This is a genomic window from Roseburia sp. AF15-21 (assembly GCF_003479505.1).
GTDB classification, from domain to species: domain Bacteria; phylum Bacillota; class Clostridia; order Lachnospirales; family Lachnospiraceae; genus Roseburia_C; species Roseburia_C amylophila.
This window is the reverse complement of record NZ_QUHG01000011.1, coordinates 39,273-62,509: the sequence shown is the minus strand read 5'-3', so window position 1 is coordinate 62,509 and position 23,237 is coordinate 39,273. Positions and strand designations below refer to the sequence as shown.

General features: G+C 40.3%; 21 protein-coding genes and 1 tRNA gene. 7 read left to right on the top strand and 15 right to left on the bottom strand.

Translation table 11 applies throughout. The features are described from left to right. Position 1: 1 nt before the first annotated feature. Genes DWW33_RS13385 through DWW33_RS13370 form a run of 4 tightly spaced genes read right to left on the bottom strand, consistent with a single transcriptional unit; the run spans position 2 to position 3,552 of the window. Positions 2 to 991 carry a DNA polymerase III subunit gene (locus DWW33_RS13385; protein ID WP_117697941.1) on the bottom strand — a complete coding sequence of 330 codons (990 nt, stop codon included), beginning with the start codon at positions 989 to 991 and terminating at the stop codon, positions 2 to 4. 49 nt (positions 992 to 1,040) lie between these two features. Continuing rightward, positions 1,041 to 1,481, bottom strand: coding sequence for a YaaR family protein (locus DWW33_RS13380; protein ID WP_117697942.1), 441 nt, complete (start codon positions 1,479 to 1,481; stop codon positions 1,041 to 1,043). A gap of 8 nt (positions 1,482 to 1,489) precedes the next feature. Then, positions 1,490 to 2,080 carry a guanylate kinase gene (locus tag DWW33_RS13375; RefSeq protein WP_117697943.1) on the bottom strand — a complete coding sequence of 197 codons (591 nt, stop codon included), beginning with the start codon at positions 2,078 to 2,080 and terminating at the stop codon, positions 1,490 to 1,492. A gap of 56 nt (positions 2,081 to 2,136) precedes the next feature. After that, positions 2,137 to 3,552, bottom strand: a complete 1,416-nt coding sequence (locus tag DWW33_RS13370; protein WP_117697944.1) for an aminotransferase class I/II-fold pyridoxal phosphate-dependent enzyme — start codon at positions 3,550 to 3,552, stop codon at positions 2,137 to 2,139. Between the two features lie 393 nt (positions 3,553 to 3,945). Between DWW33_RS13370 and DWW33_RS13365 the strand changes: the two genes are divergently transcribed. From DWW33_RS13365 to mobA, 3 genes are all read left to right on the top strand, one after another. Next, positions 3,946 to 4,728 carry a sporulation initiation factor Spo0A C-terminal domain-containing protein gene (locus DWW33_RS13365; protein ID WP_117697945.1) on the top strand — a complete coding sequence of 261 codons (783 nt, stop codon included), beginning with the start codon at positions 3,946 to 3,948 and terminating at the stop codon, positions 4,726 to 4,728. 595 nt (positions 4,729 to 5,323) lie between these two features. Next, positions 5,324 to 6,355: an ATP-binding protein gene (locus DWW33_RS13360; RefSeq protein ID WP_158577494.1), complete on the top strand. Its 1,032-nt coding sequence runs from the start codon at positions 5,324 to 5,326 to the stop codon at positions 6,353 to 6,355. 56 nt (positions 6,356 to 6,411) lie between these two features. Further along, positions 6,412 to 7,437, top strand: a complete 1,026-nt coding sequence (gene mobA / locus DWW33_RS13355) for a molybdenum cofactor guanylyltransferase (RefSeq protein WP_117699122.1) — start codon at positions 6,412 to 6,414, stop codon at positions 7,435 to 7,437. Between the two features lie 4 nt (positions 7,438 to 7,441). On the opposite strand, the gene DWW33_RS13350 is transcribed toward mobA, so the two are convergent. Next, the gene (locus tag DWW33_RS13350; RefSeq protein ID WP_147404728.1) at positions 7,442 to 8,311 is read right to left on the bottom strand and encodes a hypothetical protein; all 870 of its coding nucleotides are present in this window, start codon (positions 8,309 to 8,311) and stop codon (positions 7,442 to 7,444) included. Beyond that, the gene (locus DWW33_RS13345) at positions 8,311 to 8,925 is read right to left on the bottom strand and encodes a type IV toxin-antitoxin system AbiEi family antitoxin domain-containing protein (protein ID WP_118639695.1); all 615 of its coding nucleotides are present in this window, start codon (positions 8,923 to 8,925) and stop codon (positions 8,311 to 8,313) included. The genes DWW33_RS13350 and DWW33_RS13345 overlap by 1 nt, the downstream gene beginning before the upstream one ends. Positions 8,926 to 9,121: 196 nt before the next feature. Between DWW33_RS13345 and DWW33_RS13340 the strand changes: the two genes are divergently transcribed. Then, the gene (locus DWW33_RS13340) at positions 9,122 to 9,634 is read left to right on the top strand and encodes a hypothetical protein (RefSeq protein WP_117842281.1); all 513 of its coding nucleotides are present in this window, start codon (positions 9,122 to 9,124) and stop codon (positions 9,632 to 9,634) included. A gap of 194 nt (positions 9,635 to 9,828) precedes the next feature. On the opposite strand, the gene DWW33_RS13335 is transcribed toward DWW33_RS13340, so the two are convergent. After that, positions 9,829 to 11,250 (bottom strand): D-alanyl-D-alanine carboxypeptidase family protein, encoded by a 1,422-nt coding sequence (locus DWW33_RS13335; RefSeq protein WP_118639694.1) that lies wholly within the window; start codon positions 11,248 to 11,250, stop codon positions 9,829 to 9,831. Positions 11,251 to 11,409: 159 nt separating this feature from the next. Here DWW33_RS13335 and trmB point away from each other — a divergent pair, with 159 nt between their 5' ends. Together trmB and DWW33_RS13325 are read left to right on the top strand one after the other, a co-directional pair. Beyond that, positions 11,410 to 12,060: a tRNA (guanosine(46)-N7)-methyltransferase TrmB gene (trmB, locus tag DWW33_RS13330; protein WP_022244294.1), complete on the top strand. Its 651-nt coding sequence runs from the start codon at positions 11,410 to 11,412 to the stop codon at positions 12,058 to 12,060. Between the two features lie 193 nt (positions 12,061 to 12,253). Continuing rightward, positions 12,254 to 13,087, top strand: coding sequence for a bacteriohemerythrin (locus DWW33_RS13325; RefSeq protein ID WP_118639693.1), 834 nt, complete (start codon positions 12,254 to 12,256; stop codon positions 13,085 to 13,087). Positions 13,088 to 13,161: 74 nt separating this feature from the next. Here the strand turns inward: DWW33_RS13325 and DWW33_RS13320 are convergent, their stop codons facing one another. The 7 genes from DWW33_RS13320 to DWW33_RS13290 all read right to left on the bottom strand — a co-directional run bounded on the left by DWW33_RS13320 (position 13,162) and on the right by DWW33_RS13290 (position 22,603). Then, positions 13,162 to 13,797 (bottom strand): DUF1638 domain-containing protein, encoded by a 636-nt coding sequence (locus tag DWW33_RS13320; protein WP_117842350.1) that lies wholly within the window; start codon positions 13,795 to 13,797, stop codon positions 13,162 to 13,164. Positions 13,798 to 14,122: 325 nt separating this feature from the next. Further along, positions 14,123 to 14,195: transfer RNA gene (locus DWW33_RS13315), tRNA-Lys, on the bottom strand. An 81-nt stretch (positions 14,196 to 14,276) separates the two neighbouring features. Beyond that, positions 14,277 to 15,617, bottom strand: a complete 1,341-nt coding sequence (locus tag DWW33_RS13310; RefSeq protein ID WP_118639692.1) for a hypothetical protein — start codon at positions 15,615 to 15,617, stop codon at positions 14,277 to 14,279. 206 nt (positions 15,618 to 15,823) lie between these two features. Beyond that, the gene (locus DWW33_RS13305; RefSeq protein ID WP_118639691.1) at positions 15,824 to 17,512 is read right to left on the bottom strand and encodes an EAL domain-containing protein; all 1,689 of its coding nucleotides are present in this window, start codon (positions 17,510 to 17,512) and stop codon (positions 15,824 to 15,826) included. 85 nt (positions 17,513 to 17,597) lie between these two features. Continuing rightward, a complete protein-coding gene (locus tag DWW33_RS13300; RefSeq protein ID WP_118639690.1) occupies positions 17,598 to 19,316 on the bottom strand; it encodes a methyl-accepting chemotaxis protein in 1,719 nt (572 codons plus the stop codon). A 159-nt stretch (positions 19,317 to 19,475) separates the two neighbouring features. Further along, a complete protein-coding gene (locus tag DWW33_RS13295; protein ID WP_118639689.1) occupies positions 19,476 to 20,861 on the bottom strand; it encodes an MATE family efflux transporter in 1,386 nt (461 codons plus the stop codon). 23 nt (positions 20,862 to 20,884) lie between these two features. Next, a complete protein-coding gene (locus DWW33_RS13290; protein ID WP_118088377.1) occupies positions 20,885 to 22,603 on the bottom strand; it encodes a glycoside hydrolase family 13 protein in 1,719 nt (572 codons plus the stop codon). Positions 22,604 to 22,681: 78 nt separating this feature from the next. On the opposite strand from DWW33_RS13290, the gene DWW33_RS15580 reads away from it, so the two are divergent. After that, entirely contained in the window at positions 22,682 to 22,918 is a 237-nt protein-coding gene (locus tag DWW33_RS15580; RefSeq protein WP_147404727.1) for a hypothetical protein, read from the top strand. Positions 22,919 to 23,004: 86 nt separating this feature from the next. On the opposite strand, the gene DWW33_RS16160 is transcribed toward DWW33_RS15580, so the two are convergent. Next, the gene (locus tag DWW33_RS16160) at positions 23,005 to 23,136 is read right to left on the bottom strand and encodes a hypothetical protein (RefSeq protein ID WP_256385592.1); all 132 of its coding nucleotides are present in this window, start codon (positions 23,134 to 23,136) and stop codon (positions 23,005 to 23,007) included. Positions 23,137 to 23,237 lie beyond the last annotated feature (101 nt).

Genomic DNA, 23,237 nt, shown 5'->3' with positions numbered 1-23,237 from the left:
TCTAATTCTCCTTTATTGTCAGCAGCAACAATTCCATCACAAGGTCAAAGTTGACATTTGCCGTAAGGCGCACCTTTGCCTTTTCCAACGCTTCTAATATTGCTTCAATTCCACTGTAGGAACTCTTGCTTGCCTGCTTCTTTATGTCATAGACTTCATCCTTAAATATCAGTCCATTTACATCTGTTGTTGCTTTATATAATAAAATGTCCCGAAACCAGATCATCATGATATCAAGATAATCGTTGATTTCCATTTTATATTCGTTAATCTGTTTGATGGCTTCCTTAAATTCATAAAGCTCAATCTCATGGATTCGCTTTAATAACTGCACAGCTGCAGCTTTCAGCTCCTGGAAATCATCCGAAGATGCCAGTGCCATTGCCTTTCCCACATTTCCCTGGGCAAATGCCACACACACATCTGCCTGATAATCCGGCACTTTACAGTGCTCCATCAGATATTTTTTGATTTTATCATCAGAAACTACCTTAAGGTTCAATACCACACACCGGGAAAGAATCGTCGGTAAAAATGCATCTGCATTGGTAGTCAGCAGAATGATAACCGCATATGCCGGCGGCTCTTCGATGGTTTTTAACAGTGCATTCTGCGCCTGCTGGTTCATTTTCTCTGCTTCATCTACAATATAAATCTTATATCTGCTGCTGTATGGCTTCACATCTACATCATTTACAAGCTGGCTGCGGATATCTGCAACGGAAAGCGTATTCGGCTTCTCATGTGTGACATAAATGATGTCCGGCTGGTTGTGGTTCACTGCCTGCTTACAGGAATGGCACTCCATGCAGGGCTCAATGCCGTGCTTCTCACACTGCAGGGTCTGGGCAAATGCCTCCGCCAGCATTTTCTTGCCGGATTTGTCCGGTCCGTTCAATATATATGCATGGGATATTTTATCCATTTTTATTGCATTCTGTAAATGCTCTATAATCTGTTCATGTCCAATGATTTCTGCAAATCCTGCCATGTGCGCTCCTTTCTCCTGAAGCTTCCTGCTGTCTTAGGCTGCCCTGTTTTTACGTGAAAATATCCAGCAATAAGCCTGCAATTTCCCCGATTTTATCCAATATGGTAATGTGGTCCGACTCATCCTTCACCAGCTCTTCTGCCAGTTCGTCTAAGTTCTTATCCACCAACTTGACGATTCCATAGACACGATGACGGCCTTTCCGGTCGAGAAAGTTCTCTCTGGAAAATTTATGGGAACGGGTTACGACTTCATTTAAGAAATCCTTCACCAGTCCGCGGTATTTCTTCATGTCCCGGATGTCCATATGCTGTGCAATAAGATTACCCTGCTTGGTAATGTCATCTAAGAGGCTGTTCAACCGCTGCTGAAGCTCCTGCTCTTCGATTGCACTGGTCAATGTAAATTTAAAGCTGCCGTCTCCGGTGTCTACCGGCGTGGTTCCGGTGGTCTGATTCACCGGTGCAGTGCCGTTTACTCTAATCTCCATTTTATCACCTATCCATTATATGATAGCACAAAAGCTGCAATTTCCTCTACTGTCTTTTGCAGATTATCATTCTCAAAATGTCTGGTAATTCCTGCCTTTTCCAATGCTTCTTCTGCAAAATCCGCATCATCTGCAAGAAATCTCCTGCAAAGCTCTGTATACTTTGGCTTATCCTGCATCCGCTCCCGGTCCAATGCCCGCTGCAGGCGTAAACCATCTTCTACTTCTATATATATCGGTACGATTGCGTCTTTTCCATAATAGGCACAAAGCTGTGTATACACGGCAAGGGTGCCAATTAGAAGATAACTGTGCTCCGACAGATTGACCTGCCCGTCTGCAATTGTGGCATAGCGCCAGATTCCGTATATAGTATCATATGCGCGCTGCTCTATGACTTTTCCTTCTTTTTCGAGCTTCAAAAGCCTTTGTTCATCAATAAAATGATACTCTACGCCCTCCGCCTCGCCGGCACGGATCGGCCGGGTAGTATATGGTACAATCGTCTGAAGCTGCAACGCTTTCTCACCCCGCAGCATCTTATATATGGTATCTTTTCCTGTTGAGCTCTTGCCCATCAGGCAGAAAATCTTTCCCATGTGTAAATCTCCTGTTTCTACGGTTTTGCCGTCTGTTTTCTAGTATAAAATAATTTTCAGGAAATGACAACTTTTATCTTTCCGTCCTCAGTCACGCCATGAATACGAAATGCATTCTCCCGGCAGGTTTTTATCACTGCCACCGCCTCTTTGGAAATCTCTTCTCCCGGCACCAACATCGGGATACCCGGCGGATAAAGATAGACAAATGCTCCTGCCGTCTTGCCAACACTTTCCTTCATCCCCATTTCCGCTGTCTTTGCATCCAGCGCTTCTGCAATGGATATGCGGACCGTCCGCTTTGCATAGGCTTCGGTCAGAAACTGCGGCGTTATTGTTCTTCTTGCTACGGCTTCTTTTTTATCAATTTCTTCCAGTGCCGCATACAGCCGGTCAAAACCTTCCTCGCTGTCAAAAATACTGGTCATTGCCAGCGCATAGTCTCCCTGACACATTTCTAACTGCAAATGGTATTTCTCCCTGAGCAGCTGATACAGCTCTTCCCCGGAAAGTCCGGCTTTCGTGGCACGGAGTACCAGCTTCGACGGGTCTTTGGCAAAGCCTTCTGTCTCTTTTAAATCCACTTCTCCCATGACTTCCACATTAGAAAAATGGGATGCTTTTTCATAAAAGTCTTTCATATGCTTCTCATATGCATCAAAATACTTCTCTTTCTCTTCCGTCAGCAGACGCACACATTCATCTATACTGGTCAAGAATAAGTAGGATGGAGAACTGGTTTCATAGATATTTAAGAACCACTCCAACCGTTCCTTATTTATATAAGAAGAATTCCAATGCAGAATTGCAGTCTGTGTAGGTGCCGGAAGCGTCTTATGCAGGCTCTGGATTACCACATCTGCTCCCAGTGTAATAGCTGATTTTGGGAAATACGGATGAAAGCCAAGATGCGCACCATGAGCTTCGTCCACAATCAGCGGAATCCCATGCTGATGGGCAATTTCTGCTATTTTTTCTATATCTGATACGATTCCATCATAGGTTGGTGATGTAAGAAACACAGCCTCAATACTTTCATCCGCTTCTAATGCAGCTTCCACCTGCTCCGGCAGTATTCCACCCTGTATCCCGAATTCTGTAAATACCGGATAGAGATATGTCACCTGTAACTCTCTTAAATATGCTGCATGATATGCTGCCTTATGGCTGTTTCGTGCCATCAGAAGATGTCCCTTTTTCGGTAATGCGGCACTGAGTGCTGCTAAAATACCGCAGGTACTTCCATTTACCAGAAAGAAAGAACTCTTTGCGCCCCATAATGCGGCTGCCCGCTCCTCGGCTTCCTTTATAATTCCTTCTGCGGCATGCAGATTATCAAATCCATCTATTTCTGTAATATCATATGTATAAGGATTGATGTCACAATCCAGTCTCCGCTTATGTCCCGGCATATGAAGGGGATACATATCAGAGGATGCCAATTTACATAATTCGTCTTTTATATATGTCATGGTTCACCTGGCCTGTTATTATGGTTTCATACTCTTTGAATAATGGCTGATTTTCTAATTGATATACCTATTTCTATAGTACGGCTTGAAAGGGGAAAAGACAAGGGATTTTTCCCGCCAGAAACGACTTTCGGGTGACCGCTTTGAAAGCAGCCACCCGAATCTATATGATAACTTTACACAACTCAAATTTTTTATCGATACTCCTTACTGGGTAGTTTACCACTTTTTTCCAACACAAACTTTATGCTTTTGTTGTTGGTTTTCGTTGGTTTGTATTGTTTTTTGTTGTTTCAAAGGGGTTTTTGAGATATAATAAGCTTAATTTTAAAGATGCCTTGTGAAATGTTATTTTATTGAAACGATATATGAGTAAATCAGGAGGACTTATACATGGAAAAAACGCTCCACATTTTATTGATCGAAGATGATATGGACACCTGCAATCGTATTTCAAACTATATTGCGTCCAAAGATAATATGGATTTAGCCGGCGTCACCAATAATTCTTATGTTGGCATTCAATATGTACAGAATACGCTTCCTGACGCTGTTATTCTTGATCTGGAATTGCATCATGGCGGTGGAAACGGACTGTTTTTCCTTTCTGACTTAAATAAACTGGGCTTAGAGAAAAAGCCTTATATTCTTGTTACCACTTACAACTCCAGCAAAATCACACTGGAATCCGCCCGAAGACTTGGTGCTGATTTCATTATCGGCAAATATGAAGATTCGTATTCTCCGGAATCTGCTGTTGATTTTCTCGAACAGCTTCTCCCTATGATTGAAATGACAGAATCCACATCCAATACTTCTTATATGAAAGATAATCAAAAAGATTTAGAGCAGGGACTTATCCGCAGAATCCACCGGGAACTGGAGCTCATTGGTATCAGTCCAAAGGTTGTTGGTTACAAATATCTGACCGATGCCATTATGATAACAATTGATGGACCGACCACAAACATTTCCCAGATTCTTGGTAACAAGTATAAGAAGAGTAATTCCAGTGTGGAACGTGCCATGCAGAATGCCATTAACCGCGCATGGAATTCCAATGACACCGAAACTCTTCTTAACTGCTACACCGCCCACATTAATCCTGACCGCGGAATGCCTACCATTAAGGAGTTCATTTACTTTTACGCGGAAAAGATTACGGATGGACGTTAATGTTTGATAAACTGCTTGATAAAATCTAATAACCAATCCATTTCTATTCCTCCTTTTCAAAAATGTAAGGAGATTATAGAAAAATTCGGAACATTTCTTAGGTTTAAAATCGGGTTGGTTTTTATATGATTTTTAATACATTTATATGAGGTATTGTATGATTCAAAATATAATTCGTTGGTTCTTTGACCTTTTATGTTGCTACTATTTATATTTTAAATTATTAAATTTTAAACTTTCGCAAAAGAAATATGCTATTCTTCTTTCTTTTATATTCATTGGTGAAGCTTTCCTATTTAATTTTATCAATGCATGTCTGCCTCTATTTGCAATCCCTGTCTTTGTCCTTTTAAATGCTTTTATACTTACTTTGGTAACTAAGATACAGCTTACATTAAGTCTGCTATCCTTTACCATTTCTCTTAGTGTAAATTTCATTTTTCTTGCAATTTCAGGTGTTCTTATAGGATTCGCACTATTACCCTTCTTTTATGGAAATTACAACCTGCCATATGCTCTGATTCAAATTTCAGGTGGACTTCTTGAATTGCTCTTAATATTCCTTCTTTTCAAAATCAAAAGGCTCCGCCGTGGCATGCCATTTCTCTATCAAATCGGCTCTTCTGCCACAGGTTTTATCTTAAGCTGTTTTATTCTGCTCATTGTTACCATAATCAGCTTTTATGATTCCATTCCTGACATGCAGTTCCTCTTTCTCCTCATCGCCCTTTTCCTGATTGGACTTCTGCTTTATTGCTGGTGGCGGTTCCGGATTACCCGTGACTACCGGGAGAAGCTGCGGCAGGCGGAGCTTAAGGCTTTACAAAATGAACTCATTGAGAAAGATAACCGCATCCGGAAATTAGAGGAAAATAATGATGCCCTGGCTAAGATTATTCATAAAGATAACAAGCTGATTCCGGCAATGGAACTTGCTGTCTGCGAATATTTAGAGGATGGGATCACAGACGGTGATACCAGAAAGAAGGGCGAACAGCTTTCCAATGAGTTAAAGACCATGGCACAGGATCGGAAAGGTACGCTGAACTCCTACCGCCATGATGAACACGCTCTTCCGGTGACCGGGGTCTGTGTTTTAGATGCGCTTTTTACCTATATGCAGCAGCGCGCCCTGGCGCAGAACATCAACTTTTCCCTGCATATCACAGGCAATATTGTAAAAATGACGGAAGATGTCATTTCCGGGGAAGACCTTTCCCACCTTCTGGCGGATTTGCTGGAAAATGCCATGATTGCCATTGGTGATAATGAGGTGCGCAGTCTTTCTGTCCGCCTTTGTCATGACGAAGATACTTCCACCCTGGAGATTTCTGACAGTGGGAATGCCTTTGATGTGCAGCTTTTTGAGGACTTTGGTCAGACCCGGCACACCACCCACAAGGACAGTGGCGGCAGCGGAATCGGTCTTATGGACATCTGGAAAATAAAGAAACAATACCGTGCATCCCTGCACATCATTGAATATACGCCGGAAACTTCCATATTTACGAAGAAGATTGCTCTGTTCTTTGACCGGAAAAATCACTATCTGATTCAGAGCTACCGCCGTAATGAAATTGAACGGGTACATATGAGAAATGATATGTTTGTTTTACAGTCAGACTGATTTATGTTATGATGGAAGAACTTTTGAGAAGGTAAATATTACATGAGGTAAATGTTATGAGTCATGCACTGGTTATATTATGTGGTGGAAAAAGTACAAGAATTGGAACGGACAAGGCTTTGCTCCCTTTTGGGGACTGCTGCCTGATTGAATATCTGGTCCGGAAATTTCAGCCGGATTTTCCGAAAATCTACCTTTCTGTCCAGCAGAAAAATGATTATGCGCATCTGAATCTTCCGGTGACAACCATTGGAGACATCTATGGAAATGCCGGTCCGCTGTCCGGTATCTTCAGCGCACTTTCTATGATCTCTGAGGAACGTGCCTTCTTCATTTCCGTGGATACACCTTTTGTAGAACCGGCACTGGGGCTTTACCTGCTGTCACAGCCACAGGAGCATCCTATCTGGGCAATTGAGCGCGCCAATGACCAGCTGGAGACTCTCTCCGCTGTCTACTCCAAAAGCTGCATTCCGCAGGTGGGAAAAGCCATGCTCTTTCACCAATATTCCTTTAACCGGCTTCATGAAAAATGCAATGCCGGCTATATCCCGGAAAACGAGCTGGCAAATATATGTCCGGTTCCACTGAATGAACAATTTTTTAACATCAATACCCGCACCCATTATTATCATGCCTTAAAGCTGCTTTCCGAACGGGGAGAGCTTTTTGATGAAGACAGCAATCTGGAGCTTCCGGCAACAGGCAATATTGCTTCTTTTATTCCCGTGGTATCGCTGGTGGGGGATTCCATTATTGATAAAAAGACCTTCTGCATCCAGCTATTGGAGGCATTAAAAAAAGATGGCATTAAGGCTGCCATCTTTGATTCAGAAAAAGATTTTTCCAATATTACAAATGTAGACCTCATCCTCACCTGCGATTTAGAAGATGAAGACTGCTTTAAAATCGAGCTTTTGAGCAGTGAGTTAAATGAGACTCCGCTGCATCCCCTTTCCGGTCTTGTTGCTATCGCCAGTGATTTCGGTTACAAATGCGAAGAAGTTCCTTGCTTTGACTTCCGCAAGCCAAAGTCACTTCTTGGCTTCTTAAAGACGCTGATCCGCGACTATAGCCATTAAGTATCTACAGGAAACGGCAAAGCTCCGGCATCCAGTCTCCGATAAAAATTTCATCTTTGATAATTGCACGCCAGACTGGTGGAAAGAAGGCTTCCAAAAGAGTCATCACTTCCGCCCAGTCTGGCTCTTTTTTTCGCTCCCGCTTTAAGTATGCCGCCCATTTCCGCTTCATATAAGTATAATCCTTATAGCGAAGGACGGTATCCAGCCGGTCTTTTCCAAAGAACAGCTCTCTCTTTGTTCCAACTTCAATAATCTGCTGCTCAACCTTTCTGCCATCTAACGCCTCTTTCTTTAAGATTCCATAAATTTCTTCATAGCAGGACAGGTCGTTGATTAATTCCATTTTCTCTAAGATTTCCACAAAATTCTCTGCCACAACCTGCTCATAAGGATATTGCAGAAACTGGATTACCGTATTCTCCTGTAAGAAAAATGGCAATTCTCCATGGGCAGGCTGCATCTGCTCGTCCCGAAGTTCCTGAAAACGCAGGGTAATGGGAACTTCATGCTCCTTTGATTTTGCCAGCACCTCTATCTGATAGCTGCCCGCCTTTTCTTTCTCTATCTGATAGACATACTCCGGTTTCCGGCTTAACACCTCTTTCATGAGCTGCCCTAACTGCATTTCCGTTAAATGCTCATCCTTTACCACCTGATAATAATAGGAAAGGGAAAAGACTCTCTTCCGGCGATAATTCTCCACACCGAGGCTGCTGCCATTTCTAAGATAAAGCTTCTCTGCAAATGTTGATTTACTTATCTGATATAGAAAATACTCGGTTACTGCAGAAGGAAGCAGGTCCACAAAAGGGATTTGCAAGTCCTCACTTCTCTGCCGGATCAATGATTCTCTCAGTATGCACTCTGCCACTACAGCCACACTCCAATTCTGCTCTGAATCTTTGCCACAACCTTGCGGGCTCTGGCATATTCCATTAATTTTGCAATATCTTTCTTTGGCTCATTGATAAATGCCAGCAGCGCCTTCTTTAAATCCTCCCGCTCCAGACGTTCCTCGTACTTGAGGCAGTCACAGATAAGACGCTCTTTTTCATAAATCTTCATCTCGCCACCGGCAAAAGGAATGACCGTTACACCAAGCTCCATGACTTCCGGCTCTGTATAATATGGTTTCACCACCGGGTATTCCATGCGGAACCTTGACTTCGAAGTATTCTTGCTGATGGCAATACTCCATTCATAAGGACGCTTCTCAATATAACCGTAATAGTAAAGGGCGCTGTCCATACATAAGATTCCATCCGGAAACAGTCCCAGAATAATTTCTTCCTGCGGCTTCTCTTCATACCCCATGGAATAATATCCACTCTTTACATGGTCAAGTATGCCGGCTTTCACCAGTCCCTGAATACTTTTATAGGTCAATCCCAAAGGATATAATTTTTCGGCTTTCACAATGCCATTATTTTCTTCTAAAAGCTTCTTTATCTCTTCAATGGTCTGCTCTTTCTGCTTCGCATTCATAGATATCGCTCCTTCGCATTTTTCTTCTAGTATAAGTTAATTTTTGCCGCTTGTCAATTTCTGTTGCAATTTGTCTTATATTTTTCAGTTTGTCGTTGTAAAAGTTGTTTTCTTGTCGTATAATTTATTTGGAACAATATTTAATGTCGTATATGTCTATTTGAATATACGCTTGTTTTTAATAAATGAGGTATCTATGGAAACAGAAAATACTACCCGAAAAAACCCTTCCCGGGAAACCTGCCAGAAGATTATCAAACGTATTCTGGTCACAGAAGTATTGGAAAAGGGCTGCAATGAACATTTCCGTCAGGCTTCAGATTTTATGGGATATTTCCAGTCCCTGTACCCCGCTTCCGATGCACTGACCAAACAGGTGCAGCGTGCCATCAAGGCAATGGATATGCCCCGGGATGAGAGAGGTTACTTTATTGTAAATAAAACATCCGAGCAATTTGAGCAGGACAAAGAAATCAGCCGCCTGCTGCAATCCAGTGAAGCTTCTTTAAAAAGTCTGGAGGAATCCGAACCGGTACTGATTGAAGTACCAACCGAGCTTGCCGATTATCTGATGTATACTTTAAGTTCTTCCATCAGCTTAAAGGGACATTATGATACTATGGTAAAGGCTTATAATGGTATCATTATCTACACCAGGGAGCGCAGCCGTATCCTTTCCTACCTCCAGACTCTGTTATCCACAAATTGATGATAATTATCCAAATAGTGTGGATAACTCTGCTACGATAACAGAATAATAATGGATTTATCCACAAATTATCAGAATATAACTCGTCCTAACTTTAATGTCCAAGATAACGTAAAACGACAATATTTAAATTTAAATATTGTCGTTTCTTTTTATTCTTGTCTTTTTCAGTTGTTCTATTGCAATTTTCAAGACTATTTTCTTCTTCTGCGCCGTCTCCTTTTGCTGCGATAGTTTCTTTTTATGGTTTTATAACGTTTATCCGGTCTGCTCTTTGAGAAATATTTGTGTCTGATAATATAGAAATTATCCGCAAATCTCCGAATCAGAAATGCTATGACCACAAGAGCTGCGACACCAAGAATTCCCAATAACACTTTCCAGATGTTTATCTGGAACTTATGCTTCGTAGTGGTCCTGGTTCCTGCTTCCGTAGAAATCTCTTCTGCTTTTACATTATCAAAAGAGAACGTATCTGCTTTTACTCCGGTGGAAACAATATCCGCACCGCCTACATCATGTCCTGCAAATGTATACCTGATATTTGCCAACACATCATCCGAAGTATTATCATAGCTTACTGCCGGCGCAGCTTCGCTGAATTCTGCACTCTTTGGCAGAACAATATTTCCCGCCGGGTCTATTTTTACAAAGGAGGAATTGGTATTGAGCATTCCTGTATCCATTTCTCCATTTTCAAGCCTTGTCTCATTCTGTGCTACATTATATAGCGAAAAGTTCTCAAAATAATAATTATACAATGCAATACTGTCTGTCCACTGCGCTGGCGACTGGGCATTCATAATGACACAGATAAGTGTCATATCGTCCTTTTCTGCAAAGGTAACCAGCGTACTGTTTGCCGCTGTGGTGTATCCGGTCTTACCACCTACACAGTATTCATATAGATACTGTCCTCTGGTTTTAAAGGCATGAATCATTTCATTATGATTCTGCAGATAGGTGATCTCATCATGCTTGTTGGTTGGTGGAATCTGATAGGTCTTTGTTGCTGTAATCGCACGGAAAGTCTCATTCTGGTAAGCCGCCTTTGCAATCAGTGCCATATCATAACAGCAGGTGTAGTGAAGGGTTGCATCCTCTCCCTCAGATAGTCCGTGTGGATTGTTAAAATGTGTATTCACACAACCTAACTCTGCCGCTTTGTCATTCATCATCTGAACGAAATTCTCAACGGTTCCGCCTACATGCTCCGCTACCGCATAGGCACATTCATTGGCAGACTCCAGCATGACTGCATAAAGGCATTCCTCCATGGTCATCTGCTCTCCCACATCCCTGGAGATTCCGGAACCATGGGTGTTATAAACCGCCTCTTTGGAAAATGTTACTGTCTCATCCAGCGAACAGTTTTCCAGTGCCAGAAGCGTGGTCATAATCTTCGTGATACTTGCCGGACAATGCTGCTCCGTGGAATTCTTATCATAAAGAACCGTTCCTGTGCTCTCTTCCATCACAATCGCATTGGGTGATTCGGTTTCCGGGTCCTGGGGCCAGTACTCTGCCGCCTTTACCTTTTGTGTGTTTATACCCAATAAGCCGACAAAACAGCACACTGCCAGTCCGAAACTTAATATTCTCTTTTTCTTTTTCATTTTCTGCTGCTCCTAAATCATTCTTACCTTTAAGTATATATCAATCCATTTCCATGGTGCAATACCTTTCCATTAATATTCACAATTCTCTTTCTTTTAAACCATAAATATGATAAATTGTTTTCGAAAGATATATATAAGTAGAAAGGATTTCATATTATGAGACTTCGCAATATCCCGGCGGCTGCGCCGGCTGTAGAAGCCAGTGACCTCTGTATCAAGGATGCCGCTTCCCATAAAGGACACTGGAATGAAATATTTGGAAATGACCACCCGATCCGCATTGAAATCGGCATGGGCAAAGGACGCTTTATCATGGACTTAGCTGCCCGGAATCCGGATATCAACTATCTTGGCATGGAACGTTACGAAAGCGTATTGTACCGCGGACTCCAGAAATTGGAAGAAAATCCACTGCCAAACTTACGCCTTCTGTGTGAAGATGCGGCACTTCTGCCGGACTTTTTCGAAAAAGGCGAGTTAGACCGCATTTATCTTAATTTCTCCGACCCATGGCCAAAGGACCGCCATGCCAAAAGAAGACTGACCTCCCGCCAGTTCTTAGAGCGCTATGACAAAGTCTTAAAAGGTGACGGACAGATTGAGTTTAAGACCGATAACGTAGGACTTTTTGACTTCTCCTTAGAAGAAATCGATGCTGCAGGCTGGAATCTGGACGCATTTACAAGGGATTTACACCATGATACTGCCATGAACGAAGGCAATATCATGACCGAATACGAAGAGAAATTCTCTTCCAGGGGAAATCCTATCTGCAAGCTGATTACTTCCAGAAATATTCCTTTATGACCTTTCCGATAGTGCCAGTGCACGGACACTGCCGGATGCATGACCCATGAGATGAACCATTTGCCTGAGCATCCGGAGTTGGTTTATCAGTGAAATTTTTATAAATTTTTCTTTTTTTATTGTGGCTTATCTTCTGAGGGTTTATAATACGTCGTAGCATAAATCATTGATACAATGTAAGGAGATGTATACCATGTACGAATTTACAGAAGATTGTTTGATTCATATTCCACAAATTGATGAGGAACACCGCAAATTATTCCAGATGATAAATGATGCTCTTTCCCTTGTTAAAACAACCGAGGATATTTCCGGAACTGCCCAGAGCCTGCTTCTTCATCTGAAGGATTATGCGAATACACATTTCGCCCATGAAGAGGCTTATATGGAAGAGATTCATGACCCGGAGCTTCCTCTTCAGAAAAAGGAACATGCTGAATTTGCTGAGAAAATCAATTCCTTTATTTTAGATAAGTCCTCAAAAGAGGCTGCCAGAGCATCTTTCGAAGAACTGTTTTCCTATCTGGTACGCTGGCTGTACCACCATATCTTAAGCAGTGATATGATGATTGGAAAAATGTCCGCAGTTGAAGGGACTTCCGAAGACCCATTTGCCTTTACGGACAAATACAAGACCGGAATTGACCTTGTGGATAAAGAGCACCGCCGTCTCTTTGAGATTATAAAAGAGACCAATGACCTGATTCAAAACGATCTGCTGCATGACAAATATGATGAAATTATGCGGCTTTTAGTGGAATTAAAGGATTATACACAATTTCATTTTGCTGATGAGGAAATGCTGATGGAGAAGATGCACTATCCGGAACTGGCTGCCCAGAAGCGTGCCCACACTGCTTTCGTTGAACGCCTGGTAGAAATTGACCTCTCAGAACTTGACGATATGGACAATAACCAGCAGACTTATCTTCTGGAACTGATCCAGTTCCTGCTGGGCTGGTTATCCAACCATATTATTGGTATGGATAAAAAAATTGCTGTCTATATGGACGAAATGAAAAAATAATAAACTGCAGAGCATACAGCATAAAACCGGCTTCCTGATATTAGATTTTATTCTAAGTCAGGGCGCCGGTTTTCTTATATAAAGTGTCTTTCTGTGACACGCTCTCCTTTTTCAAGATGAACGAAATTACAATCCCATTTTCCAGATAAAAGCTTTCTTATAATATTGCAGTCGGATGGCTCCACCGCCAGCTTCTTATTTAGAAGTTCTGCAGGTCTTTTCAGTCCATCTTTGGTTTTCTTTATATCATAGCTTTGCGTATCTATTAAAGTAATCTTCTCATAACCGCCATAGATTGTATCTAAAACTTCCATCCCCCGTTCTCTGCCATAAGCAGCAAGAACGGTACTGCACTGGCCTCCAATGGATTCCTTGTCAATTGTCCACGCTCTTGTCGCATAAAGAGAATTCTTATCCACATGATTCTCCAAAAGCTGGTGGATGCAGTCGTGGAAACGTGGCATTACAAGTTCGGTATTCCAGCTCACAATCCCTTCCGTGCCCCGCCCGCACAATCCATAGGTGAGCAGGATTATATCCACATCCTGGTGCCTGTCAATCTCCTGCTGCAGCAGATTTCTTAATACAGACGGGTTTCTATGCAATCCACGTTGCAGATATACAACAGGATATGTTATATTTAATTGTTTTCTGTACTTTTCAATTTCATCCTGCTGCATTGCACAGGCAATCAGAATTTTCTTTTCCAAATGATTTCCTCTTTATTTATATATTTTTCCATATCCTCTTGCATATAATATCTAAAAAAGGGTATGCCCTCATGAAATTCAAATCAAACTGCTTTTCCAGAAAGGCTTTGCTTTTTTCCTACCGTAAGCCTGCCCTGCACACTAAATTTACTACAATTCAAAGGTCTTTTAAAGAAGTAAAAAATATACTGAACAAATAAACGATATCTTCATCATTCCTTATTTACATCTACAGAACCTGCCACGGGCAGCTTCTTACGGATTTTTTATAACAAAAAAAAGCACCAACCCCATGGCTCCACGTCCACAAAATCGGTACTTTACATGCGCCACCAGGGGTTCGAACCCTGGACACCCTGATTAAGAGTCAGGTGCTCTGCCAGCTGAGCTAGTGGCGCATTGCTTAACGCAAGGACTATTATATAATAGAATTTATCGAATTGCAAGTAATTTTTTATTTTTTTTAAAAATTTTGTAAATTACATATTAGCAAATAATGCCGCAATTTCTTCCGGTGTCATCATATGATTCGGGTCAGAATTTGCCTCGATAACAGGCTCTGCTGCCGGTTCTTCCACAACCGGTTCTGACACAGGTTCCTCCTCCGTTATCGGCTCAGATTCTTCTGAAATAGCATCTTCTGTTACAACTGGTGCTTCTTCAGCTGCTGAATCTGCATTTGCAATCAAAGCAGCAATCTCTTCCGGTGTCATCATATGATTCGGGTCGGAATTCATTTCCATAACCGGTTCATCAATGGTATTTACCATTTCTTCTGTAAATGCAGGTTCTTCCGGTTCTTCATCTGCAAATCCAAGTGTATCATCAAAACCAACTGGTTCTTCTGGTTCCGGTTCATTGTTTTCTTCTGCAGATCCGGTTTCTTCTGCTACTTCTTTTGTAGTTTCAGCTGCTTCGTCATTTCCGAATAAAGCATCTATATTTAATAAATCATCTTCTGCTAAATCCGGCATATCCTCTACAGTTGTCTCCGGTTCTGTTGCCGGTTCTTCCGGCATCACTTCGTCGATTGGTGCTTCCGGTTCTTCCGGCATCACTTCATTGATTGGTTCTTCCGTCGTTACTCCGTCGATTGGTGTTTCCGGTTCTTCCGGCGTTACTTCCTCAACTGGTGCGGCTGATGATGGCTGTACCGGTGCTGCTGTATAAGCAACAGCTGGCGCACCATTTATTTTTCCAACTTCAGCTAATATGGTATTGTGGATGGATAATTCCATTTCTTTCACGAAAGCTGCCATTTCCTGCTGTTTTAGCAGAAGGTCTTTATTGGCATTCTCAACTATGATACGCTGCTGCTCTAACACGTTCTTCTCAAGATTATCCAGACGGTCGGAAAGATTAAATATCTGCTCTAATAATTTGTCGTTGGAATTCATCAATGCATCGGAATTTTCTTTGTTACGGCTTATGGTAACTTTGGCAATGGATTTCTGTGCATCTATGATGTCCTTTGTCGGTGAACCGGCTGCCTCTTCGATACGATCAAGCTGATCCGCAATATCTTCAAAAGATTTGCGGGTTACAAGATAAGAAGCTTTTTCTGACTTAAACAGATTATCATACTGTTCGTACTGGTCAATCTCTTTCTTATAATTTTTCTGGATTGCACTGGCAATCAGAATATAAATATCAGCCAGTGCTACAACTGTAAGTACAATCAATGCCACATAATTGGACGGATAGTTAATCATCACATATAATTCCCCTAAAACCAGCACTGTTAATACCAGTACAGCCGTCACAATTCTCAGATTGTAAGAATCCTTCTTTTGTTTGATGTTCTGCTTTGCTTCTTCCATTGTAAAAATCCTCCATGATTTTTTATTTTTCACTAAATCGCAGGAGCAAACCGTAAAAACCTGCCACTATACTGGCAGTTCCCTGGATATGTCCTGCAGCCGGGTACTTACTTTCCCTGTAAGTATAATTAATTTTATTCTATCACAGGTAGAATTTTCCTTCAAGAAGCCTTTTCCAAAATAGAAATGAAAATTAAGATAGTTTGCTAGTTGATACCTTTACATATGAACTGATTTAAAAACTGATTTTTATCACATGGTCTGCCAAAAAGATAGCCCTGCAGATAATCAGCATGTATTTCTTTCAGCTTTTGATACCACTCTTCTTTTTCTATACCTTCTATACATATTTTGATATCTACACTATGTACCAGTTCAACTATTTTTTTTAACAGCTCAAAATCCCTTGTTTGACTCATAGCTTTTGCTGTAAAATGATTATCCAGTTTCACATAATTAGGATTCATGTTTACAATACAATGTAGATTCGAAAAACCTGTGCCAAAATCATCCAGAATAAACTGTATTTTTTTCTCTTCGAATTTCTTCCGAAGCGTATAAAAATACGGTGTCATATCCGTATATCCGCTTTCTGTCAGTTCCGCACACAGGCTCTCCGGCGGAAGATTATATTGTTCTATAGACGAAAGTATGTCCTTCCAGATATCACTTTTCATCATCTGAATATAAGATATATTTACATTAACCTTAAATCCCGGTATATACTGCCGCATTTCATGGCACATTGCCGCAGCTTCATTTAATACAAATCTTCCAGCCGGAATAATAAGCCCGGTTTCTTCCAGTAATGGTATAAATTCCACAGGCGGGATACTTTCTTTTTTTCCACCTGAATACATGGAAAACCTCATAAGCGCTTCCGCACCAATTATATTTCCCGAGGAACAATCTATAATCGGCTGATAGTATACTTCAAATCCTTCAAATTCATTTGTCACGGCACCTCGAAGTGCACTTTTTATTTTCTCTTTTTTTAAAAATAACTTATAATCTTCTTTTTCAAAAAAATATACTCCGTTTCCTCCCATGGATTTTGCCTGTTTTAAAGAGAAAACCGCTATTTTACGATACTCGTCATAATATTTTAAAAGCTTCGTTGCATGAATAATTCCGGTAGATACTGTAAAAACCACCTTATATTTTTCAGAAATAATAAAATCTTCTATTTTTTTACATATTTCCTTCTGCAATAGCATAACATCATCTCTTGTATGGCTTTCCAGATCAACAATCATATACTCATCTGCAACAAGATGGTACAGCTGCTGGTTATCAGAAAGACATTCCTTGATACCGTCAGCAACACTTTTCAACACATAATTTCCATAATCTACGCCTAATGTACCATTAATCGCATTAAATCCATCAATCCCTATATGTATTAAAAATACTGACGAGCTGTCTTTTATATGGGAAGAAACAAAGGAATGCATTTCTCTTTCACCCAAAAGTCCGCTGACATTATCTGCCCACTGTATATTTCCAATTTCGTTTACACAGCCTATAAGATAATGAGGTTTTCCATCGTTATCATTGATTACCTTTCCACGGCAGTTAATCCATACCGGCATCCCTTCTTTATCAAGCCATCTGTAATGCAGATTGTGATTTTTTTCGTTTCCATCCGCAATCCGCTGTAAATGTTCCCTAATCATCGGGCGGTCTTCTTCATATACAAAATAGCGGACACTGTCGGCAGCATTATCAAATGAATTGCCCGGCATCTTAAAACGCTTCACCGCTGCCTGTGAAATGATAAGGGTATTTTTCTGTAAATCTATAATATAAAGATAGTCATCCATACATGGTGCAAATACTTCTATTAAATCTTCTGCTCCTATTTCCTTGAGCAGTCTGCGTATGTTTGTATCCATAGTATAAGTGCCTTTCTTATAAAATTTTTATACTGATAAACTTTCTATTCTGTGGTAGAAATTATAGCTGGAAATCATTATCGTATTATACTGTTTTTTCTGATTCTGCCAATTTAAATTTACGAATCATTTCACGCAGATTTTCTGATTCGCTGCTCATCTCCTGGCTGGCAGCTGCACATTCCTCAGATGTTGCAGAATTGGTCTGTACAACATCATTAATTTGTTCAATTCCTTCATTAATCTGCTGGATTTCTGTTGTCTGTGTTTCTAACGTTTCCGCAATATTTGTAACTTCTTCTGTAATTATTTTAGAGTTCTCTGCAACATCTTCCAATTGCGCCGCAGTCTGTCCTGCAATCACCATACCCTTTTCTACTGCCTTCACAGAGGTTTCAATCAACATTGCAGATTCTTTCGCTGCCTGGGCACTCTGATCCGCTAACGAATTTACCTGATTTGCTACAACTGCAAATCCTTTTCCGGCTTCTCCTGCCCTTGCTGCTTCGATAGAAGCATTCAATGCAAGTAGATTTGTTTGGGAAGCAATTTCATTAATTGTTGCAATAATTTTGTCAATTTCTTTTGATGCTTCACTAATTTCATTCATGGAATCAACCATTTCATGCATCTTACCATTACTTTCTAAAATGGCATTTCCAAGCTCATCCACCCTTCCACTAATTTCTTTTGCAGATTTTGAATTATTTTCTACCTGTTCAGATACACCTGCAACTGTTGCTGTCAGTTCCTCTACTACTGCCGCCTGATTTGTAGCTCCATCTGCAAGATCATTAGAACTTGATGCTACCTGGTCTGCTGCACTTGAAACTTCATTGGAAACATTTTGAATTCCTCTAATCGTTTCTCCTATACTTTTTTCAAATTGCATAAAAGAATTTAAAATTCCGACAAAATCTCCCCGCCACTCTACTTCCGGTTTAACATCAAAATTTCCTGCTGCAAACAATTTCATTGCACGGTCAATATCGTCTACATAGCTTCCCAGGATACGGATTGATTTACGCATACTGTGTGCCAGTCTTCCAATCTCGTCTTCTGAACGATAATCCAGCGTACTGTGTAAATTTCCTTCTGTCAGTTCCTTTGCGACATCCTCAACTGCCCGTAAAGGTTCAAGTATTGTATCCAGGACTTTTTTACCTGTTTTCTTTGTCAGTGTCCATGCAAAAATTAAACACACTATAATACATACAATTCCTGCTGTAGCAAAAATAAATGTAGTTCTGGCAGCCCTGCTGCTCTCCTGGTCTGTTATATCATCTAATTTTATTGCGATTTCCACCGCTTTATTTAATGCAGGTGTGCAATCATTCATGATTTCATCAACTGCTTCTTCCTTATCACCACTTTTTATTTCTTCTATAATGGAATAACCAATGTTTCCCCAATCCGAAAGGGCTGATGAATATTCCTCACAATCTGAGTCAGGAATAATTCCGGTTCCCTTTAAATTTTTCAGTTCAGAATCAACTTCTTTCAGCAGCTTTTCTACTGTTTTCTCATAACTGGCATATGAAGAAGTATCATCATTTAATGCCATTTCCCTGATATTTCTTGCTGCCGCATTCACATTAATTCTACATATTTTTACTGCCTGATCTGCTACAGTAACATTTTCTATATAATGTACCATATTAGCAAATAAAACACCTATGACCACTATAGAAAGCAAGCCTGAAATTAACATCATAATAATGACTTTTCTGTAGCCATAGTTTATCCTTTCCTGCAGATGCATGTTTTCTAATTTCCCTTTCATTTTATCTTTTTGTGAAAACATTGATTCTTATTTCCTTTCTCTTTATTTTAATTTTTTCTAGACCTTGTTATATCAGAATTTTTTCAAAAGTCAACGACTTTTCAGCTTTAATTTTAAATTCTATTTTTTTGATAAAATTTAACACTTCCTGCTTTGGTTTTTCGTCATTTTTATAGACAGCTATTTACAGTATTTTTCTATAAAAACGGCTGCATCATCTTCTATAGCAGCAAAAGCCATCTTATCGTCTGGCCATGATTTTCTGAGTGCCACATAAGAAATCAGAAAATTTGCAAGCCAGCCAGCCGGTACAGCAAGCCAGACAAATGCAATGCCAAAACGCGGTGCGAGTATCAAAGCAACTGACAGACGAATTGCAAGATTTACCATATTTGCAATGAGAAATGGACGCATGATTCCAAGTCCCCGAAGAACTCCGTCTGTTGCCATCTTGATACCCATGAAAATGAAAAAGAAGCCGAGCCATCTCATATAATCTCCAGACACCTGATATGCCAGCGCTGTTCCATCTTTACCCAGAAATAATGAGGAAATCTGTGTATGCAGTGTTTCAATGACTATAAAAGCAAGGACTGCAAAACATAAATCTAACACCAGTGCAGCGTGGTATCCTTTTTTTATACGCCCGATTTTCTTTGCGCCAAGATTCTGGGAAACATACGGAGAGACTGCATTGCCTATGGACACAAATATCAGTGAAAAAACATTCTCTACCCTCATCGTTGCCGCATAACCTGCAAGAGCCTGTGTACCAAACGGATTTACAACCGCCTGTACAATCATCATACCAATTGACACTGTTGACTGCTGGAGGACCGATGGTACAGCAATACGGAGCATGGAATGTAATTCCCTCCCGTCAAACCAGCGAGCCGGACTCTTATACTGGCGTATCCGGTATAAAAAGATTAAAAACGAAAATATTGCCGAAATACCTTGTGCAATAAGCGTGGCTAGGGCTGCACCGAATACGCCCAGACCAAGGCCTGCTACCATCCAAAGATCCATTATAATATTCAGAACAGAAGAAAAAATCAAAAGGCATAATGGAATCTTTGATTCACCGATTGAAGTAAACATCGTTGAAAGAATGTTGTACATAAACAGAAACGGAAATCCCACAAAATAAACACGAAGATATAGTACTGCTTCCTCCAGTATATCAGCGGGTGTCTGTAATAAGTCCATCATGGAACGTGAAAAACAAAAGCCAGTAACTCCCAGAAGTATGCTAAGAACCAGAAAACTAATCAATGATGTTGATACGATTGTTTTCATTTTACTATAATCTCTGGCACCAAAATAACGGCTCACAAGTACACCTGCACCTACACCTGCACCAAGTGCTATACAAATGAATACATTCGTAAGGGCGGCACAGGCACCAACAGCCGCAAGGGCAGAAGATCCAACAAACTGACCCACAATGATTGAATCAGCCATATTGTAGACTTGTTGAAAAAAGCTTCCGAAAATCATTGGCATTGCAAAAACAGTCAGTGCTTTAAGGGGTGCATCTGTAATTAAATATTCATCTTTTGACATGATTTTCTTCCTCTGTAACTATTTTAAAGCACTATTACTACGGCATCAAGTCCCTCAACTTTTCCGTCAAACAGTTCTTCTCCAAGCAAATTATATTTTCCCTCATACTCATTAAATCTCTTCTCACTGCTGCTGCAGTTAAAAATCAATGCCATAGTTTCTTCACCATTTTTTCTAATCAGAACAATGGTTTCTTCCTCATCCCTTGTGATTGCCTCAATCAATTCACCTTCTACGATACATTTATATTTTTTTCGAACCTGCAACAGCTGTTTATACCATTCAAACATCTCTTTATCCTGGTATTCTTCATCCCAGTACATGCCACGTCTGCAATCCGGATCGTTTGCTCCCGGCATCGCATACTCATCTCCATAATAAATCATTGGCATTCCCGGCAATAACAATTGAAAAGCTGCTGCCAAATGCTGCTTTTTCTTATTATTCTTACATAAATGTAAGAATCTTGCTGTATCATGGCTGTCTATCAGATTCCACATAAGAGGATAACATTTCTTATTTAAGCGTCCTTTCAAATATCCAAGATTCTGTATAAACTGGCTGACCGTAATCTTTTCATCTGCAAGCAGATCTATCATATTCAGATAAAACGGATAATTCATGACCGTATCCCATTCATCTCCTTCAAGAAAATCTCCTGCATAATGCCAGATTTCTCCAATTATCAGCATATCTTTCTTTACTGCCTTAACTGCTTTTCTAAAATTCTTCCAGAAAAAATGACTGATTTCATCTCCTACATCCATTCTCCATCCGTCTATATCGCATTCCCTGATCCAATAGCATGCAACATCTGTAATAAATTTTTCAACTTCAGGATTTTTCAGATTTAATTTTGGCATTCCACCATAATAACCAAAGCATTTGAAGTTTGGAATCTCTCCCCTTTCACTTTTAAGTGGAAATTCATCAATAAAATACCAGTCCAGATATTTAGACTTATTTCCTTTTTCTAAAATATCTTCGAATGCAAAAAATTCCTTTCCTGTATGGTTAAACACCGCATCCATAACCACTTTCATTCCATATTCATGTGCTTTTTGTACCAGCTCTTTAAGATCCTCTGCTGTTCCAAATGAGGGATCAATCTGATAATAATCAATGGTATCGTATTTATGGCTTGAATTTGATTTAAAGATTGGTGTCATATATAAAACATCAATTCCAAGACTATGGACATAATCCAGATGTTCTATAATTCCTCTGAGATCACCATGCAGATTATCCATAGACGTAACTGGTGCTTTATACCATACTTCCTTGTCTACCGGCTGTGATGATGCAAAACGGGACGGAAAAATCTGATATACGACCTTATTTTCTGCCCACTCTGGCACCACAAACATTTCTTCCTCCCGTAGATTCTGCGGGCAGTCAAACATTCTGTCCCTGTTTGTAATACATTCCTTACTAAACTCATAATTGCCGTAATATACTTTTTCCCCCTGCATGTCCGTAAATTCAAAAAAATAACGGAGACATATCAGATGCATCTGGATCTGTGCTTCATAATAATCCTGAAACTGTGAGGTGGCAACCTTCTTCATTGGAATTGTCTTTCGCGTATCCTTCCATTCCATTGGTATATACTTATCCTCATAATGAAGAATTATTTCCTTTATATCATCTCGTTTTACCTGGATGCGTATCACAAATAAATCCTTATCTATTGCATAGCAGAATCTTTTGTCCATATCATGAATAATTGCAGAGTATTCCATTCATTTTCTCCTTTACATATTCTGTTTTCTTCTTTCGTATTACTTACTTTTTCTATATCTTAACGTGATAATCCTGGCTTGTCTATAGATAAATTTCTCTGCAGCTCACCGATTGACAAAAAATATCCGAATCTTTATCCGGATCTGACCTGGATTCCGATTCTATCATACACCGCTTCAAACCGGGTGTTGCATCAGTTGATTGAAATGGCCCAGATTGATAAAATCTGCTGGGGATGTGATACCTGGACAGTAGAAGAAAGCTATGGTTCTCTTCTTGCTTTCCGTTTTTCGATGTGTAAGGTTTTGATATAAAATATAAAACACAGTTATTGCCTGGACGAAGCTCCCAGATATCATCATCAAGGTGTTTTGTGATAATTTCATTAAGCCGTGTACCATTATCTTCGAGGATCTGGATGTACAAACTGATCTGCCATTGGAATCTTCGTAAAATATCTTAACAGCTCCATTTCAATTTCAACTAATTTTTCATCCAAATCTCTGTTATCCGTCTTTTCTGTCAATGACATTTTCTCCTTTTCCCTGAACGAAAAAAATCACCCAGACTAGAATTTTTAATCTAATCTGAGTGATGCTTCGTCAGGCCTGTTTTCATCTCTGTAAAGCACCT

Excerpts from the sequence above, each read along its gene's own strand:
- DWW33_RS13385 (WP_117697941.1), bottom strand. The coding sequence starts at position 991 with ATGGCAGGATTTGCAGAAATCATTGGACATGAACAGATTATAGAGCAT.
- DWW33_RS13380 (WP_117697942.1), bottom strand. The coding sequence starts at position 1,481 with ATGGAGATTAGAGTAAACGGCACTGCACCGGTGAATCAGACCACCGGA.
- DWW33_RS13375 (WP_117697943.1), bottom strand. The coding sequence starts at position 2,080 with ATGGGAAAGATTTTCTGCCTGATGGGCAAGAGCTCAACAGGAAAAGAT.
- DWW33_RS13370 (WP_117697944.1), bottom strand. The coding sequence starts at position 3,552 with ATGACATATATAAAAGACGAATTATGTAAATTGGCATCCTCTGATATG.
- DWW33_RS13365 (WP_117697945.1), top strand. The coding sequence starts at position 3,946 with ATGGAAAAAACGCTCCACATTTTATTGATCGAAGATGATATGGACACC.
- DWW33_RS13360 (WP_158577494.1), top strand. The coding sequence starts at position 5,324 with ATGCCATTTCTCTATCAAATCGGCTCTTCTGCCACAGGTTTTATCTTA.
- mobA (WP_117699122.1), top strand. The coding sequence starts at position 6,412 with ATGAGTCATGCACTGGTTATATTATGTGGTGGAAAAAGTACAAGAATT.
- DWW33_RS13345 (WP_118639695.1), bottom strand. The coding sequence starts at position 8,925 with ATGAATGCGAAGCAGAAAGAGCAGACCATTGAAGAGATAAAGAAGCTT.
- DWW33_RS13340 (WP_117842281.1), top strand. The coding sequence starts at position 9,122 with ATGGAAACAGAAAATACTACCCGAAAAAACCCTTCCCGGGAAACCTGC.
- DWW33_RS13335 (WP_118639694.1), bottom strand. The coding sequence starts at position 11,250 with ATGAAAAAGAAAAAGAGAATATTAAGTTTCGGACTGGCAGTGTGCTGT.
- trmB (WP_022244294.1), top strand. The coding sequence starts at position 11,410 with ATGAGACTTCGCAATATCCCGGCGGCTGCGCCGGCTGTAGAAGCCAGT.
- DWW33_RS13325 (WP_118639693.1), top strand. The coding sequence starts at position 12,254 with ATGTACGAATTTACAGAAGATTGTTTGATTCATATTCCACAAATTGAT.
- DWW33_RS13310 (WP_118639692.1), bottom strand. The coding sequence starts at position 15,617 with ATGGAAGAAGCAAAGCAGAACATCAAACAAAAGAAGGATTCTTACAAT.
- DWW33_RS13305 (WP_118639691.1), bottom strand. The coding sequence starts at position 17,512 with ATGGATACAAACATACGCAGACTGCTCAAGGAAATAGGAGCAGAAGAT.
- DWW33_RS13300 (WP_118639690.1), bottom strand. The coding sequence starts at position 19,316 with ATGTTTTCACAAAAAGATAAAATGAAAGGGAAATTAGAAAACATGCAT.
- DWW33_RS13295 (WP_118639689.1), bottom strand. The coding sequence starts at position 20,861 with ATGTCAAAAGATGAATATTTAATTACAGATGCACCCCTTAAAGCACTG.
- DWW33_RS13290 (WP_118088377.1), bottom strand. The coding sequence starts at position 22,603 with ATGGAATACTCTGCAATTATTCATGATATGGACAAAAGATTCTGCTAT.
- DWW33_RS16160 (WP_256385592.1), bottom strand. The coding sequence starts at position 23,136 with ATGTCATTGACAGAAAAGACGGATAACAGAGATTTGGATGAAAAATTA.